Here is a 15813-nt window from a genome sequence, read left to right as displayed (position 1 = left end):
CTGCTATTTTGTTTGACAGATAACAAAATAGCAGTCGATCCTCTTACAATCATTCGCTGATAGACCCCGCCATAAAATAGTGAAAACCTTTCACTGACATGATGTTTCCACGATTTGTTTTATCTTTCCTGACTTCTCAAATCCCTAAACCAATTGGTCTTTCGTTTAATAATCAACCATCGAGAAAATCGAATGATACTATATTTCCAAAATGTCCAATTCATTAAATATTGTGCATTACATATAAAAATTTAAATTTTCAAATAAAAAGAATTCATACTATTTCGTGGTATAATCAACAAAAACCGTCATAAAAATACATTTGTCCTTGCGTGGTGAACATCGTGGAAAATACTCAACTAAAAAGAAATATCGGTTTTGTGGTTGCAACGTCTATCGTGATCGGAACAGTTATTGGTTCAGGAATTTTTATGAAGCCGGGAATTGTCCTTGCTTCTTCCGGCGGATCTACAATGGCGCTTTGGGCTTGGATCATCGGCGGTATCATTACGTTGGCAAGTGGATTAACGATTGCGGAAGTCAGTGTAAAAATTCCTAAGACCGGCGGCTTGTACGCTTATTTGGAAGAAGTGTACGGAAAGTTTTGGGGATTTTTATGCGGTTGGATGCAAACCATTATCTATGGACCGGCGGTTATTGGAGCCCTCGGATTATATTTCGGTTCACTCGTGGCAGATCTGGTCGGCTTGTCGGAAACCGGCAAACTTTTCGTCAGCGTTTCTTCCGTTCTATTTTTATTTATCCTTAATGCAATAGGTACGAATTTAGGTGGCTTCATTCAAAGTCTCCTCACAGTGGCCAAGCTAGTTCCTATCGCCATGATTGCCGTTTTTGGAATTTGGCATGGAGATAGTCATATTACAGGAATGAGCAGCGGAAACAGCCAATCGATCAGTATGGGGGCCGCCGTTTTAGCTACCCTTTGGGCGTATGACGGCTGGATGAATGTCGGTTTTATGGCCGGTGAAATGAAAAATCCGTCCAAAACGCTTCCGAAAGCGATTATTACGGGAATCGCCGCCGTGATGATAGCTTATCTTTCAGTGAATGTCGCTCTCCTTCACGTTCTCCCGGCAAGCAAGATCGTTGAGTTAGGGCCGAACGCTGCCCATACTGCCGCTTCGATATTGTTTGGAGATATCGGCGGTAAATTAATTGCGATTGGAATATTGATTTCCATTTTTGGCTGTCTGAACGGAAAGATCATGACTTTTCCACGCATCTCTTTTGCTATGGCAGAAGATCGATTATTTCCTGGCGCAAAATGGTTGTCCAAAGTCCATCCTAAATTCCAAACTCCTTTATATGCCTCCTTGTTTGAAACGGTCTTAGCCATCTTATTTATGCTGGTGGGCAATCCTGACAGGCTGTCCGATATCGCTATATTCGTTGTCTTCTTGTTTTACGGATTAGCTTTTTACGCGGTTTTTCTGATTCGGAAAAAAGAAGACGGACGACAAAACAGCTTGTATAAAGTGCCATTATATCCGCTGACGCCTATCGTGGCGATCGTTGGAACTCTTTATATTGTCGGCAGTACATTAGTCGACAAACCGATAGATTCTTTCTTGTCCATTCTCGTCGCTTTAGCGGGAGTTCCGCTTTATAAATATTTAACAAGACGCATGCAGCCATAAACATTTTTTCATGGCTTGCATGATAAGGGTCTGCTCTCCATTTCCATAAAAAGGAATACAGGAGTAGACCCTTTACTTTTGCAAGCAATGCTTATTTCGCCCAAAAAGGCTTCGATTGAACAGAAAACGCCATGGGAGGTTATTTGCCTTTGGAACGATTATGCCTTTCAAAATAAAAGAAGTTCGGTGGCGCAAAAATTATTTTCAGGAAGAGCGTTCACATGCAACCAAAATCTGCTTCCTTCAATTTGAAAAGCCATGAAAAGATGTCATTTTATGCTGAAAAATATTTTGACAGCGATCCATTTTTTTTCATTGAAAAGAAGGAATCATGACAAATCATGTAGAATTCAAAGAATAAAATTCCTGTATTTTCCTAACGTTGATTTAGGAAAATAGATGGGCCTTTTTAGGAGTGTTACTTCATATATGAACAATTTAATCCAAAAATGGCTGAAAAAAAAGGACTCTCACATTCCTGTCGAGGTCGAAAAAGATCCTAAAGAATCAAATGACGAAGTATCCAAGAAATCAGAAGACGATCATGCAACGATTGGACGTATGGCAGCTTTTTTTGCTCATGAAATACGCAATCCACTGACAACGATTATTGGTTTTGCCCAGTTTTTAGAAGAAAATCCAATCATCAAGTCAGACCCGTATACCGTACACTATACATCGATCATTAAAGAAGAAGCGCTGCGAATGGAGTCTCTTATTCAAGAGCTTCTTAGCCTGTCAAAGTCTTATTTGCACCAAGACAATCTTTCCATTATTGATGTCAAACATAGCATTGAAAAAATAGTCCATATTTTTTCCTTGCAAACTGCTCCTTCGAATATAAAGTTCCATTCTCATTTAGCGGATGAAACGTATATAACCGGAAATGCCAGTCGATTTGAGAGAGCGCTGATCAATTTGATCCAAAATGCAGTGGAAGCAATACAAGAAAACGGCACCATCGAGATTATCACCAAAAAAGAAAACAAATTCGTGATGATCTTCATCATTGACAGCGGTCCGGGAATTTCACCCGAACATCTCGAACAGATTTTTTATCCATTTTACACAACAAAGGATGAAGGAACCGGCATCGGATTGCCAATCTGCAAAACGATTATTGAAACGCTGAATGGAACTTTGGATATCCAAAATCATCCGACGAAAGGGGCCCAAGTCACAGTCAAAATTCCACAAAGCCAGCAAATATATCACAAAAGTTAAAATTATTATTCTAATATTCTTGCGGTTAGGAGCCATCGCGATGGATTACTTATTCACATTGGTTATCTCATTATTTGAATGGATTGCTCTTTTGACGTTTCCCGTTGTGTTTTTAGGGTATCCTTATCGCATTTATATAAAACCGATTCTTTTTCTATCCGTCATTATGAGCGTCGCATCACTTTTATTAAGATTCACACCTTTGGCGACCGTTTTTGTTATCGCCGTTCAAATTTTATTATTGCTTTGCTTGGTGAAATGGTTGTATAAAGTAAACTCGCTTGAAACGATTGTCATTTCAAGCATGGGATACGGGTTTTATTCCTTCATTCAACTATTAATAACGGAAGTGGTAAAATCCATATCTACTGTTAACTACTTTAAAATATTATTTTCATTCTCTGATTTGCCGTTTCTGCTTCGAACGATTACATTTTTATTCGTCATGGCCATTAGCTATCTATTAAAAAGATATCAGTATCATTTGACTGACTTTCGTCACTTTTTAAAAACGCACAATCAAAACCATCAGTTTAGGGCGATCGTTATCATTAATTCCCTGCTGACATTTCTATTTATTTGCCTGTCTGTTTTTGCCATGTTGACAGAACAAATGAATTCTAAATTTTCGTTTGTGCTGTATTGTGTGATTATTTTGTTTATTATTTCATCCATTTATTTGATTTTGCACACTCAATTTCAAGTGAAGCATATCATAGAGGCCAAAAAATTTTATTTGGACCAAGAAGAACAAACCGCCATTATTGTTGAAAAATTAAAAACGGATTATGAAGACCATTTCCATGCCATCTTAAAACTTTGTGAGAGAGAATCTTCTACGCTTCTTATTAAAGAATATTTGGAAAACAATCGGCTGATTCGAAAAAAAGCCGCTTCTTGGCTTGTTGAGTCTGATTTTCGCGCCGGTTTAGAGAACTTAGATGAATTGCTCTATGCGTTTCTAGTAAATAAACGAAAACTAGCTGAACTGTTGGAAGTTGCCATTGTCGCAACGGCCGAAATTCAAGGAAATGTGGCTGCAACATTAAGGCAAGTCCGCTATCTGAGCATGATCATGGACGATTTAATTCTAGCGCTTTACCAGTCTCCTTCCAGCGTAGAAAAAAAACTTAGACGGAATAAATAACACTAACATTAAATTTAGGTTATAATAGACCTGAATTTTATTTAAGTTGGTGATTATTTATGCGTACCAAAAATAGATTAAATCCAATCGAATCAAAATACTTTAGACCCGAGATAACTAATTGTCCAGAATGTGGTAATAAATTAGTATACTGTCACCCTGTTTGGAGAAAAACAATTTCTACCCTAAAAGGTGAATTTAAAATCATAAATCTAGGATACCGATGTGAGAATAACTCCTGTTCTAATGACACCGTATATCGTTCAGCTGAAGCCGAACAATTAAGTATGAAGCACATTACTTATGGAATGGATGTCATCGCATATATCGGATATTTACGGTTTAAAGAACATAAGACTCGATCTGAGATAGCTACTATCTTATCGGAAAAAGAAGTAAAAATTTCTGAGAGGCAAGTACAGAAACTTTATGAAAGATATGCGTTATTACTGCGGGCAAGCGTTAAAGAAAATATGAAAGAGACATTAGAAAATATTGTGAAAGAACATGGAGGACTTGTCTTATCTATTGATGGTGTCCAACCCGAAAAAGGTAACGAAACATTGTATGTCATCCGTGAAGTTCTTAGTGGTACTATTTTAGCTGCACATAATTTAAAAAGCAGTGCTTCTCAAGAACTGATAGGTATTATTCAACCCATTTTAGACTGGGGTTATCCAATCCAAGGTTTTATCAGTGATGGGCAACAATCCATTCGTTTAGCAATTGAACAAATAGTTCCAGATATTCCGTATCAATATTGTCAGTTTCATTACTTTAAAGACATAGCCAAACCATTAGTTGAAAAAGATAGAAAACTAAAAACGAATATCAAAAAGAAGCTAAGGGGAATAAGGGAAGTTGAAAGAAAAATTGAAAATTCTCCATCTAAAAACATAGAAGAAGAGGTAGCAAGTGACTATATTGCGGCTATTCGATCCGTTCTTCTAGAAGATGGTAAGCCACCATTCGAATTACCAGGCACTTGTGTTTTTGAACGAACGAATGCGATTAAAGATTCGATTGAAAAATGCCTGGATAAAAAAGGGGACTCCTCTACTTGAAAATTTGTTCAGAATAGTCAGAAATGTGGATAACTATAAGGAAGATTATCAACTCGTAAAACGTTGGGATACACGATTTAAAAGGATTGCCACCATTATGGAACCTTCTGAGAATAAAACAAGTTTTTGGGTCGAAAACAGATTGAAGCAATATTTAAACCAAATGGAAAAAGAGCTTAATCGGAAAGAAGATCAACCGTTTGTAGAGAACCTATTAAAGTATAGTAAAGGATTTTGGAAAGGACTTTTCACCTTTTATGATTATCCACTTATACCGAGAACGAATAATGATTTAGAACTCTTTTTTAGAAGAATAAAGCAAAAACACCGAAGAATCACAGGTAGTCGGACTTGGAATCGATATATTATCCGACACGGTGAAAACATTGTATTTGTAGAAAATGTCTCTAATGAACAGGAAGGGCTACAAATGATAAAAAATGTTAATTATTCAGCATATAAAACTGAAGCGAATAAATGGGAACAACGTATTGGCGAGCATATAAAACAAAGAAGATTCAAAAAAGAACCAAATGAATATTTAAACACTATTGAAGAGAAATGGAAAAGGCACAACTAATTTATTGTGTTGGTTGTGCCGTCTAAGAAAAAAAATCTATTTTCATGTTCATATAGGAACTCAAGATATTACCTATTTGATATCCAGCCAACTTGTACTGGATCGCCTTCAGACAAACTTGAAATTATTTGATGCTCTTCAACACTTTAAGCAAGATCAAGCAGTGGTTGAAACCGAGCTAAAACCAGTCCGGCTATCCATCCGCTGCCCGTCATTATAAAGGAGGAAGTTGTATGTTTGAAAAATGGGCAGTTGCATTGGCAGACCAAATCAAAAAAATAAATCCTGAAGAAACAGAACCTCATGACGTACTCGTATTCGGGTTTACGATTCTATTCAATCTTCTTTTTACGTTTCTTCTTTTGCTGATTGTTGGCTGGATCATCGGAGTGCCGCTGTTGACTGTTGAAGTGACGTTGTCTTTTATGATTCTTCGGATATTGACGGGCGGCGCCCATTTAGATCGCTCTATCGCCTGTTCGATTACAAGCTCGCTTCTTGTTCTGACGTTCGTTTGGCTCCCTGTATCGCCTATTTTACTTTTTTGCTACTTTGTTGTCAGTCTCATGTTGATCGCAAGATTTGCTCCTTACTATGAACCGCATCAAATCAAACATTCAAAGCAGTGGGAACAAAAAAAGAAACTTGCTGCTATATTGTGGGTTATCTTTACCTTTGTCATCTACTATATTTTTTCCGCGCCCGGTTTCGTGTTCGGCGCATTGCTGCAAGCCCTTTTGCTGACACCGGCAGGCATCAAGTTTATCCATAAATTAAACAATTTCACCATGAAAGGAGGTGAATATTATGAAAAAAGCAGCTAAAATTTTATCTAACACTACCCGTGTAATGGCAAATGTATTTGTTCAAGCTTCCAGCCCGCTCGCACATGCACCTAAGATCCCCGAAAGCCTGAAGAAAGCAAAATAATTGCTTATTCTAAAAGATGGACATCATCTCTTTAGAAGGCCTCCCGCTACACTTCCGGGGCGCCTTCTTTATTTTTTCCCCATTCCCTTTTTCAACGACACAACATTTCGCCACCTTCTTTCACCTATCGTCCAGAAACTTTGAAACGACTATTGACAACCTTTCAATATGGATTTAAGATTTTGATAAAGAAAAATATTCCTTATTATTTTAAATTTTTTCATTGGGATCGTAAAACAATGATCATAAACAAATAAGAGCCACTAGGGGTGCCGATAGTGATCGGCTGAGATTAAAGTGATACTTTAAAACCCTTCGAACCTGATCTGGTTGATACCAGCGTAGGAAAGTGGAGTATAATTTCATTATACTTGAGAGCATTTAGCCCACTTTCCAACATAGGAAAGTGGGTTTTTTACTGCACAGAATTGGTTAAAAAGTTTTCCCATTCAACTTTCATCAAGGAGAAAATGGCGATGAAAAAAGCGCTGCACGTCATTTCCACAGGAAAACAGAGTTTTGAAGATTGGCTTTCGATCACCGTGCGAATTCAACCATGGGTGGATTTTATTCATATTCGAGAGCGTAGTTGGAGTACAGAGATGATCAAAAAAGGAGTTGCAGATTTAGAAAAACATGGAGTTCCGTTAACGAAAATCATTCTGAACAGTCAACCGGATTTAGCTTTACAGCTTGGTGTTCCTGGTGTGCACTTTCCGGAAAAGTCTCACGAGGAAAGAGATCATGGTCGTTTCTTAACAAAGGGGTATTCCGTACATAGCGTCGAATCAGCCATGGATAAACAAAAGCGAGGCGCTCAATACCTCATTTTTGGACATATTTATCCCACTAAAAGCAAACCAGGTCTCCCTCCGAGAGGATTGGCTGCTTTGAAAGCCGTTTCTTCAGCAGTCCAAATCCCCGTTATCGCCATTGGCGGCATTACTCCTCAACGCGTTCCCGAGTGTCTGGCAGCCGGAGCGTCGGGAGTGGCGGTTCTATCCGGAGTGTATGAAGCCGAGTTTCCTGAACAAGCGGCTAAAGCTTACAAACAATCATTATGGGAGGGGCGTCACCATGCAGAAATATGATGTCATTATTATAGGCGGCGGCATCAATGGCGGCTCGATCGCCTATCAGTTGTCAAAACGCAACTATCGCGTTGCTGTACTGGAAAAAGAACGAATTGCTTCTGAAGCATCAAGCGCGGCAGCCGGAATGCTGGGAGCACAAGTAGAACCGAGAATAGACGGAGCCTTTTTTGATTTCGCCCGCAAAAGCCGCGATTATTTTGATCAATTGGTTCCTGAGATCGAACAAGTTTCCGACCAGCCTGTTGAGTTTCTTAAAAATGGTATGTTGCGGATCGCGTTCAGCGAAGAAGAAGCAAACATGCTGAAAGAAAGAATCGCCTGGCAGCAGGAACAAGGAGAGCCGGCAGAATGGCTTTCAGCCGATCAAGTATATCAAATGGAACCAGAATTGAAAGCCGAAATAGTCGGTGCCGCTTCTTTTCCAAAGGATGGACAAGTCATGCCAGCTCAGCTCACAAAAGCTTTTTTCAAAGGAGCTTCCAATTTAGGAGCAGATATTTATGAATTTACATGGGTCAAAGAATTATTGGAACAAAACGGAAAAATAACAGGAGTAGAAACAACTTCCGGCCGTTTTTATGCCGAACATATCGTGATCGCAGCGGGCGCCTTTACTCCCCATCTCTCCCTTCCGGACGGAGCTTCATTGCCGACGCTTACTCCGGTTAAAGGAGAGATCCTTGCTGTCAGACCGGAAAAGCCGATTATCACATCGACTATTTATTCACCGACTGTTTACATTGTTCCGAAAGCCAATGGAGAAATTTTTATTGGTGCGACGGAACGTGAAGGCATATACGATAAGAAAGTTTCATTTGAATCCATTCGCCGATTATCTGCTGAAGCGTGCCGCATCGTACCGGCACTCCGTTCTGCGGAATGGTCAAGGGCCTGGGCAGGAGTCCGTCCGCAAACGATCGACGGTCTTCCCTATCTGGGACCCCATCCTGACTTCAAAGGACTTTGGCTGGCAGCCGGACATTTCCGCAACGGCATATTATTGTCGGCGTTAACCGGTGTCTGGATGGCGGATCAAATAGAGGGGAAAGCGGACCATTTAGAGTGGAAAGACGCCTTTGATCCCGGACGCCACTCACAAAAAGGAGTGATTCCATGATCGTAACGATCAATGGTGTAAAAAAAGAAATACCGGAAAATATCCGTACAGTCGAGCGTTTATTAGAGCATTTGCAAGTTCAAGACAAAAAACTGGTAGTCGAAATGAACGGCGAGATTTTGAGCAAAGATCAGCACGGGCAATTTCGATTGAAATCAGGAGATGTATTAGAAATCGTTCATTTTGTCGGAGGAGGATAACATCATGTTGAAAATTGGGTCCTACACTTTTCATTCTCGCTTATTTTTAGGAACCGGAAAATTCCCAAGTGCAGACATCCAAAAAGAAGCCATTCAAAAATCCGAGACGGAAGTATTAACGTTTGCTGTAAGAAGAATGAATATTTTTGATCCTGAACAGCCTAATTTTTTGGAAAATATCGACCTTTCCAAGTTTACGCTTCTGCCCAACACTGCCGGTGCCAAAACGGCGGAAGAAGCCGTTCGGATTGCAAAACTCGCTAAAGCAGCCGGAATGTGCGATATGATTAAAGTAGAAGTGATCGGCTGTGATCAAACACTGCTTCCTGATCCAGTCGAAACGTTGAAAGCGACAGAAAAATTGCTGGAAGAAGGCTTTACGGTTCTTCCCTACACGTCCGATGATGTGGTGCTGGCCAAACGCCTCCAAGAATTAGGAGCCCACGCTATTATGCCGGGGGCATCGCCAATCGGTACTGGATTAGGAATTATCAATCCTTTCAATCTATCTCATATTATAGAGCAAGCTACTGTGCCGGTGATTGTAGATGCTGGAATTGGCAGCCCGAAAGATGTAGCTTACGCGATGGAACTGGGAGCCGATGCCGTCTTATTAAACTCTGCCGTTTCCGGAGCAAAAGATCCTGTCAAAATGGCCAAAGCAATGAAATATGCCGTAATCGCCGGAAGGCTTGGATTTGAGGCTGGCCGAATCAGCAAAAAGTACTATGCCGAAGCCAGCAGTCCGATGGAAGGATTGATCCGGTTGTGAGCGACATGCGCTATTCCCGTCAGATTCTCTTCCAAGGAATCGGCCAAGAAGGACAAAAACGTATTCAAAACAGCCATGCTGCGATTATCGGCATGGGGGCTTTGGGCAGCGCCAGCGCAGAAATGTTAGTTCGAGCCGGAGTCGGCAAGCTGACAATCGTAGACCGAGACTACGTTGAGCTAAGCAACCTCCATCGCCAGCAGCTCTACACCGAAAAAGATGCAGAAGAAAATTTGCCGAAAGTAATGGCAGCCAAAAAACGATTAGAGGCTTTCAATCGCGATGTAGTCATTGATGCGAAGCTTGAAGAAGCTAATCCAAACACATTAGAATCGCTTTTGCCCGTAGATGTCATCATCGACGGGCTCGACAACTTCGAGACTCGCATGATGATCAATGACTTTGCACAAAAACATCAGATCCCATGGATATACGGCGCCTGTGTCGCTTCATACGGCGTATCGCTTTCCATTCTTCCCGGTGAAACGCCTTGTCTTCATTGTTTGATGGAAGAAATACCGTTAAATGGAGAAAATTGTGATACCGTTGGAATTATTTCACCCGCCGTCCAAATGGTCAGCACTTATCAAGTCGCAGAAGCGCTAAAAATTTTGTCCGGACAGAAACAGCATGTACGGAAAACACTCATTTCCTTTGATCTTTGGAAAAATGAATTTTCACAAATCAACGTTCGTTCACTGAAAAAAACGGAATGCCCGTCTTGCGGAATTCGTCCCAGCTACCCGTTTTTAAAATATGAAAACTGGGGAAAAGCGGAAGTACTGTGCGGCCGCGACGCTGTTCAAATCCGGCCCGGACAACGGCATAAAATCAACTTGCCGGCATTGAAGGAAAGATTTGAAATCGTAAACGAAAACCCTTATTTAATTGTTCTACAGTTGGAAGGAAAAAGAGTCGTTCTATTTCGAGACGGCAGGGCCATCATCCATGGTGAATCCGACCAAAAACACGCTAGGTCGCTTTACCAAAAATATATCGGAGGATAGGCCTCGTTCATCCTAAAAAAATAGATATCTATTTCTTTTTCGGCAAAAACATAAAATATGAAACTAACAGGTTTATCTTTTGTCAGATATGGGGCTATCCCCCATCGATCATGATCGAAGGACTTGCCAAAAAGCCGAGTGCACGGAAACTAAAAAAAGAACGGTGATTCCACCAAGCGTGGTAGGCCTCCGCTATTCGGCTCTTTTTGGCTTTCCCCCTTTTGATTTTGCAAGGAAGTCGTGCGAGGTTATCAAGTTGATGATTTTTCATGCGGACCAGAATAGAAAAAATCTTTTTAAAATGACAATCTATGAAGCATGATGGATCACATGGCCACGCCCCGTAGCCGCTTAAGGGGAAAAGGGCGCCCCGAGAAAAATAGAAGGAAACCATCTCTCGTTTCCTTCTTATTAATTAAAAATCGTTCCGATCTGTTTAGTGGAGAATCCCCTTTTCTTTGTAATATTTTTCTGCCCCTTTATGAAGCGGGATGTTGGAAAGTCCTTTTGTAGCTGTTTCCAATTTCATTTCTTTCGCTGCAGAAATGTTTTTCGTGATCGTGTCCACGTTTTCCCATAATGTCTTGGTCAATTCATACACCTTTTCTTGAGGAAGATCTTTTGGAACCACAATCAAATTCCCCTCGGCTATCGTATGGACATCTTGCGCTTGCCCTTCATAAGTGCCTGCCGGAATGGTATATTTGTAAAAACCAGGATAATGTTTCGTAATAAATTGAATTTCTTTATCTCCAATACTTAATAATTTTCCATTAGCTGTGGTCAAAATTTCAACAACTGCAGAATTCGGAACTCCCGCCTCAATAAAAGCACCATCAATTTGTTTATTCCGCATTAAATCAGTCACTTCGGTAAATCCGACATATTGAGCTTTTACATCGTCAAATGTCATTTTATAGGCAGATAAAATTTGCCCGGCTACTACCTTTGTTGAACTTCCTGGAGCCCCCGGAACAAACCCTTTGTTTTTCAAATCAGCGACAGAATGAATATCACCTTGACGGGTGACAATATGTCCGATATTCGGGTAAAGTGCTGCTAATACGCGAACATCTTTATAGGCACGTCCTTTGAAAGCGCCTTTTCCGGTGTAGGCATCATGTAAAACACCAAATGTAGTAATCCCCATATTCAGTTTTCCTTGCATCATCAAATTCAAATTTTGCACGCTAGCGTCCGTAGCTTGGGATGATACTTTTACACCCGGTACTTGTTGGTTCCATATTTTCGCCAATGTAGCTCCTAAAGGATAATAAACCCCCGTAGTCGTTCCGGTGCCAAAATTAATGACCAGCTTCCCATCGGATGAGCTTTGTTTTTGGCTGACTGAAGATTGCATTTCTCCTCTATTGCATCCCACTAACGCAAACAAGAAAAGGAAAACTGATACAAGTAGAAAACCTTTTCTTTTCATCTTCCATCCTCCCTCGAATTCTTAGTAAGTGCCGTAAAAGAGTTCGATTCAAGACCAGTCGACTGATCTTCATTATTCCTCTTTTTCTTTTGCCAAATGTACACGCTTACAAGAAGAACAAACCCAATCAAATCTGTCACATAATGAGGATCAATCATCAATAAGCCTGCTGCTATTAGCATCAGCCGCTGGACTATATTCGTTTTGATCAAAAGCCAATTGGCAAACCCAGCGGAAAGAGCCACAACTCCAATCAGGCCGATAATGGCAGCAATAATGGTGTTCATCATGCTTCCACCCATAAACAATAAAAGCGGATTGTATAGAAAGAAATAAGGGATGATGAAGCCAATGGCTCCGAGCTTCACAGCCGTTAACGCGACTTTAAAAAACGGCGCCTTTGCAATTCCCGCGGATGCCATCGCAGCAAGTGCGACCGGAGGAGTAATATCGGATAAGGCAGCAAAGAAAAAAGCAAACATATGAGCCACTAATAGCGGAACGCCCATTTTGGCCAATAAAGGAGCGGCAATCGTTGCCGTTATTACGTAAGAAGCCGTTACCGGAACTCCCATTCCCAAAATAATGCAAATGATCATTGTAAAGAATGCTATAAGAAAAAGATGATTGCCCGCCAATTCCAAAATGTTATTGCCAAATGTCAAACCAATGCTGGTTAATGAAATGATACCGATAATGACCCCGACAATCGCACAAGCCGCTCCGACCGTTAAAACACCTTTCGCTCCTTCTGCAAGCGCTTCCAATATTTCCCTCAAACCCATTCTCGTCTCTTTTCTGAACCAACTGACGACAACAATGGATAGCATTGCCCACACCGCCGCATACAATGGCGTTGTTCCACTGACAAGAAACGCAACAATGACAACAACCGGGATCAACAAGTGCCCTCTTTGTTTCAATACCAACCATATATTGGGCAGCCGATTTTTAGGCATTCCTTCTATTCCTAATTTTTTCGCCTCAAAGTGCACCGACAGAAAACACATAAAAAAATAAAAAATAGCTGGAATCACAGCGGCTAGCATAATCGTTCGATACGGAACTCCCAACGACTCGGCCATCACAAAACTGGCAGCCCCCATAATAGGCGGCGCGATTACCCCTCCCGTTCCGGCCACCGCCTCGACTGCACCGGCAAAATGAGGCTTAAAACCGGCCTTTTTCATAAGGGGGATCGTCACAGTTCCAACCGATGAAGCGTTGGCCACCCCGCTGCCGTTAATCATTCCCATAAACCCGCTTCCGATCACGGCCACTTTCGCCGGACCACCAGCAGAACGGCCGGCGACTGCCAGAGCCAAATCGTTGATAAAATCAATAAAACCACTGCGCCTTAAAAAAGCACCAAATAAAATAAATAAAAAAATATAAGTCGCCGCCACTCCAATGACCGTTCCAAATATCCCTTGGGCCCCCCACCACATGGTGTCTACCACACGTTCATACCCTAGATTTCCAATTCCAAAAGTTCCGGGAAGATACTGACCGAAAAAGTTATACAGCAAAAAAAGAGCAGCCAAAATCGTCATCACATTCCCTGCAGCACGCCTAGCTGCTTCGAAAGCGATCAAAATCCCAAGCCCGCCAAACCAATAATCCGCTTGGATATGAACACCGGTTTCGACATAGTCATCATAATTAAACAATAAAAATCCAATAGCCATGATGGTTGCGACAACGCAAATCCAATCCCAAACGGTGGGAAGCCGACGCGTTTTTCCTTCGTTTTTCCTTGCCGGAATCCATAAAAAAATCAAAACAGCCAAAAATCCGAAAAACCATGCACGTGCCTTTACAGCGTCCATGATCCCGAAACTGGACACATAAATTTGGAAAAGCGCCCATATGACGGCGATGGCCACGACAATTTTAGCCATAGGACCGGAATAAAGCCTAAAGCGCGTAACCACTCCTTCATCCGCTACTATATTCTCCATTTCCGCTTGAAGCTGCCTGTCATTCTTATTCAAAATTTCTCCCCTCCTTTAAGGCCTTCATACTCTGCCTTTGATCTAGGACACAACTATTCTCTCGGTCCTATTTCTTTTCTATGCTTGCGCCTCGAAAGACATACCTAAAATATCGTCTTTCTGAAAAGTACTTTTTGAATAATCTTTTATAACAGTCACCGTTTTTCAGTCATGTTCCAAAAATTTTCTATCATACACCATATAGAAAAACATCCTTGCAAAATGTTCTCGCCAACTTTGACCGAACAATGGAATTAAAACGTGTAAAACAAATACTTTCTTCACCTGCCGATATTAAAGTTTTATACGAAGGAACTTCCGTATGGATTGACGGAGTGGACGAAAACACAAAATTGGCCACCGTCCATGCCAGAAACCCACTATTGGAAGAAAGAACACAAGTACCAATAAAAGATCTAATCGAAGATGACGGGGCCTGACCCCCTTAATACTTTAAAGCATTAAGGGGGTCAGGCCCCCTATAAATATGGTATAATTCAACCATAGTTCTAAGGTGAAAGTTGAGGAATCCCATATGATGAAAAAACTGTTGAAAATCCTGTCCATCATAGTGGTCTTAATCGTCTTGGGCGGGGGTGGCTATGCCTATTATTTGTATCATTCCGCCAAAGAAGCGGCTGATAAAATGCATCAAAACATTCCTTTCGATAATGGCCGCGATCAGTCGGATAAAACGAAAAAAAGCGAACCTATTTCCATTCTTCTTATGGGAGTGGACGAGCGTAAAAATGACAGAGGCCGCTCCGACACTTTGATTGTCATGACGCTTAATCCGCAAAAAGAGAAAATGCAAATGGTCAGCATTCCTAGGGATACGCGAACAAATATCGTCGGAAAAGGAACCATGGATAAAATAAATCATGCATACGCATTCGGTGGAACAAAGATGGCAATCAATACCGTTGAACAGTTTACAGGTATCCCTATTGACTATTTTATCCGCATTAATATGGAAGCGCTAAGTGGTTTAGTCGATGCCGTCGGCGGTATTACCGTTGATAATCATCTGGATTGGTACGATGAAGGATATTACAAAAAAGGCTATCATTACAAAAAAGGGAAGATTGAACTTGACGGACCAAAAGCACTAGGTTATGTCAGAATGCGCCATTTGGATCCAAACGGGGATTTTGGCCGAAATCAGCGTGAACGGCAAGTCATAACAGCCATTCTGCACAAAGCTACCAGTATATCCTCTGTGACTCATTATCAAGATATTTTGAATACGCTAGGCAACAACGTAAAAACGAATCTAACTTTTCAGGATATGATGAATATTCGAGCCAATTACCGCAGCTGTCTATCCAACATAGAAAATTATGAAATCAAAGGAACAGGTCAAAAGATCAACGGCATTTATTATTTGATTGTTCCTGACGAAGAAAAAGCAAAAGTGACACATATGCTAAAGGAAAATTTACAAAGCGAATAAACATGTCTGCCATCTGACAGACATCATCTCAAACAACCTGCCCAAGACGAAAAAACAACGTTTATCCTTATACATGGAACGAAGAAAGGACATGGCCCTACGGCGATGTCCTTTCTTGATCCTTCAGTTTTCATTCTT

General features: G+C 41.0%; 16 protein-coding genes and 1 riboswitch. Of the genes, 14 read left to right on the top strand and 2 right to left on the bottom strand.

All coding sequences use genetic code 11. From position 1 onward, the window contains the following. The first annotated feature begins 344 nt into the window (after positions 1–344). From BSM4216_RS02870 to BSM4216_RS02820, 12 genes are all read left to right on the top strand, one after another. Positions 345–1658 carry an APC family permease gene (locus tag BSM4216_RS02870; protein WP_048622669.1) on the top strand — a complete coding sequence of 438 codons (1314 nt, stop codon included), beginning with the start codon at positions 345–347 and terminating at the stop codon, positions 1656–1658. Positions 1659–2087: 429 nt separating this feature from the next. Then, a complete protein-coding gene (locus BSM4216_RS02865) occupies positions 2088–2882 on the top strand; it encodes a sensor histidine kinase (protein WP_048622668.1) in 795 nt (264 codons plus the stop codon). Positions 2883–2922: 40 nt separating this feature from the next. Then, entirely contained in the window at positions 2923–4029 is a 1107-nt protein-coding gene (locus tag BSM4216_RS02860) for a hypothetical protein (RefSeq protein WP_048622667.1), read from the top strand. Between the two features lie 59 nt (positions 4030–4088). Then, on the top strand, positions 4089–5093 hold the full coding sequence (locus tag BSM4216_RS02855; protein ID WP_156179197.1) for a transposase: 1005 nt from the start codon (positions 4089–4091) through the stop codon (positions 5091–5093). A gap of 97 nt (positions 5094–5190) precedes the next feature. Then, positions 5191–5673, top strand: coding sequence for a hypothetical protein (locus BSM4216_RS02850; protein ID WP_156179199.1), 483 nt, complete (start codon positions 5191–5193; stop codon positions 5671–5673). Between the two features lie 233 nt (positions 5674–5906). Beyond that, positions 5907–6497, top strand: a complete 591-nt coding sequence (locus BSM4216_RS02845) for an accessory gene regulator ArgB-like protein (RefSeq protein ID WP_048622666.1) — start codon at positions 5907–5909, stop codon at positions 6495–6497. Then, positions 6481–6603: an AgrD family cyclic lactone autoinducer peptide gene (locus BSM4216_RS16085; protein WP_082142235.1), complete on the top strand. Its 123-nt coding sequence runs from the start codon at positions 6481–6483 to the stop codon at positions 6601–6603. The genes BSM4216_RS02845 and BSM4216_RS16085 overlap by 17 nt, the downstream gene beginning before the upstream one ends. A gap of 255 nt (positions 6604–6858) precedes the next feature. Then, positions 6859–6968, top strand: a riboswitch (TPP riboswitch). A 111-nt stretch (positions 6969–7079) separates the two neighbouring features. Beyond that, the gene (locus tag BSM4216_RS02840; protein ID WP_003353909.1) at positions 7080–7694 is read left to right on the top strand and encodes a DUF561 domain-containing protein; all 615 of its coding nucleotides are present in this window, start codon (positions 7080–7082) and stop codon (positions 7692–7694) included. After that, positions 7681–8814, top strand: coding sequence for a glycine oxidase ThiO (gene thiO / locus BSM4216_RS02835; RefSeq protein WP_048622665.1), 1134 nt, complete (start codon positions 7681–7683; stop codon positions 8812–8814). Before BSM4216_RS02840 ends, thiO begins: the two co-directional genes overlap by 14 nt. Next, complete coding sequence (gene thiS / locus BSM4216_RS02830) at positions 8811–9014, top strand: sulfur carrier protein ThiS (RefSeq protein WP_003353911.1); 204 nt, start codon at positions 8811–8813, stop codon at positions 9012–9014. The genes thiO and thiS overlap by 4 nt, the downstream gene beginning before the upstream one ends. 4 nt (positions 9015–9018) lie before the next feature. Next, positions 9019–9786, top strand: coding sequence for a thiazole synthase (locus BSM4216_RS02825; protein ID WP_048622664.1), 768 nt, complete (start codon positions 9019–9021; stop codon positions 9784–9786). Between the two features lie 5 nt (positions 9787–9791). Then, positions 9792–10793: a ThiF family adenylyltransferase gene (locus tag BSM4216_RS02820; RefSeq protein WP_048624373.1), complete on the top strand. Its 1002-nt coding sequence runs from the start codon at positions 9792–9794 to the stop codon at positions 10791–10793. Positions 10794–11229: 436 nt separating this feature from the next. Here the strand turns inward: BSM4216_RS02820 and BSM4216_RS02810 are convergent, their stop codons facing one another. Both BSM4216_RS02810 and BSM4216_RS02805 read right to left on the bottom strand, forming a co-directional pair. Next, positions 11230–12228 (bottom strand): TAXI family TRAP transporter solute-binding subunit, encoded by a 999-nt coding sequence (locus BSM4216_RS02810; RefSeq protein WP_061778459.1) that lies wholly within the window; start codon positions 12226–12228, stop codon positions 11230–11232. Further along, on the bottom strand, positions 12225–14222 hold the full coding sequence (locus BSM4216_RS02805; RefSeq protein ID WP_082142233.1) for a TRAP transporter permease: 1998 nt from the start codon (positions 14220–14222) through the stop codon (positions 12225–12227). The genes BSM4216_RS02810 and BSM4216_RS02805 overlap by 4 nt, the downstream gene beginning before the upstream one ends. A 248-nt stretch (positions 14223–14470) precedes the next feature. Here BSM4216_RS02805 and BSM4216_RS02800 point away from each other — a divergent pair, with 248 nt between their 5' ends. After that, positions 14471–14662 (top strand): H-type small acid-soluble spore protein, encoded by a 192-nt coding sequence (locus BSM4216_RS02800; RefSeq protein ID WP_003353924.1) that lies wholly within the window; start codon positions 14471–14473, stop codon positions 14660–14662. A 95-nt stretch (positions 14663–14757) separates the two neighbouring features. After that, entirely contained in the window at positions 14758–15675 is a 918-nt protein-coding gene (locus BSM4216_RS02795; protein ID WP_048622662.1) for an LCP family glycopolymer transferase, read from the top strand. Positions 15676–15813: the final 138 nt, after the last annotated feature.

Source organism: Bacillus smithii (assembly GCF_001050115.1).
GTDB classification, from domain to species: Bacteria; Bacillota; Bacilli; order Bacillales; family DSM-4216; genus Bacillus_O; species Bacillus_O smithii.
This window is presented reverse-complemented; position numbering and strand designations above follow the sequence as displayed.

Excerpts from the sequence above, each read along its gene's own strand:
- BSM4216_RS02840 (WP_003353909.1), top strand. The coding sequence starts at position 7,080 with ATGAAAAAAGCGCTGCACGTCATTTCCACAGGAAAACAGAGTTTTGAA.
- BSM4216_RS02850 (WP_156179199.1), top strand. The coding sequence starts at position 5,191 with ATGGAACCTTCTGAGAATAAAACAAGTTTTTGGGTCGAAAACAGATTG.
- BSM4216_RS02810 (WP_061778459.1), bottom strand. The coding sequence starts at position 12,228 with ATGAAAAGAAAAGGTTTTCTACTTGTATCAGTTTTCCTTTTCTTGTTT.
- BSM4216_RS02855 (WP_156179197.1), top strand. The coding sequence starts at position 4,089 with ATGCGTACCAAAAATAGATTAAATCCAATCGAATCAAAATACTTTAGA.
- BSM4216_RS02820 (WP_048624373.1), top strand. The coding sequence starts at position 9,792 with ATGCGCTATTCCCGTCAGATTCTCTTCCAAGGAATCGGCCAAGAAGGA.
- BSM4216_RS02825 (WP_048622664.1), top strand. The coding sequence starts at position 9,019 with ATGTTGAAAATTGGGTCCTACACTTTTCATTCTCGCTTATTTTTAGGA.
- BSM4216_RS16085 (WP_082142235.1), top strand. The coding sequence starts at position 6,481 with ATGAAAAAAGCAGCTAAAATTTTATCTAACACTACCCGTGTAATGGCA.
- BSM4216_RS02860 (WP_048622667.1), top strand. The coding sequence starts at position 2,923 with ATGGATTACTTATTCACATTGGTTATCTCATTATTTGAATGGATTGCT.
- BSM4216_RS02800 (WP_003353924.1), top strand. The coding sequence starts at position 14,471 with ATGGAATTAAAACGTGTAAAACAAATACTTTCTTCACCTGCCGATATT.
- BSM4216_RS02845 (WP_048622666.1), top strand. The coding sequence starts at position 5,907 with ATGTTTGAAAAATGGGCAGTTGCATTGGCAGACCAAATCAAAAAAATA.
- BSM4216_RS02795 (WP_048622662.1), top strand. The coding sequence starts at position 14,758 with ATGATGAAAAAACTGTTGAAAATCCTGTCCATCATAGTGGTCTTAATC.
- thiO (WP_048622665.1), top strand. The coding sequence starts at position 7,681 with ATGCAGAAATATGATGTCATTATTATAGGCGGCGGCATCAATGGCGGC.
- thiS (WP_003353911.1), top strand. The coding sequence starts at position 8,811 with ATGATCGTAACGATCAATGGTGTAAAAAAAGAAATACCGGAAAATATC.
- BSM4216_RS02865 (WP_048622668.1), top strand. The coding sequence starts at position 2,088 with ATGAACAATTTAATCCAAAAATGGCTGAAAAAAAAGGACTCTCACATT.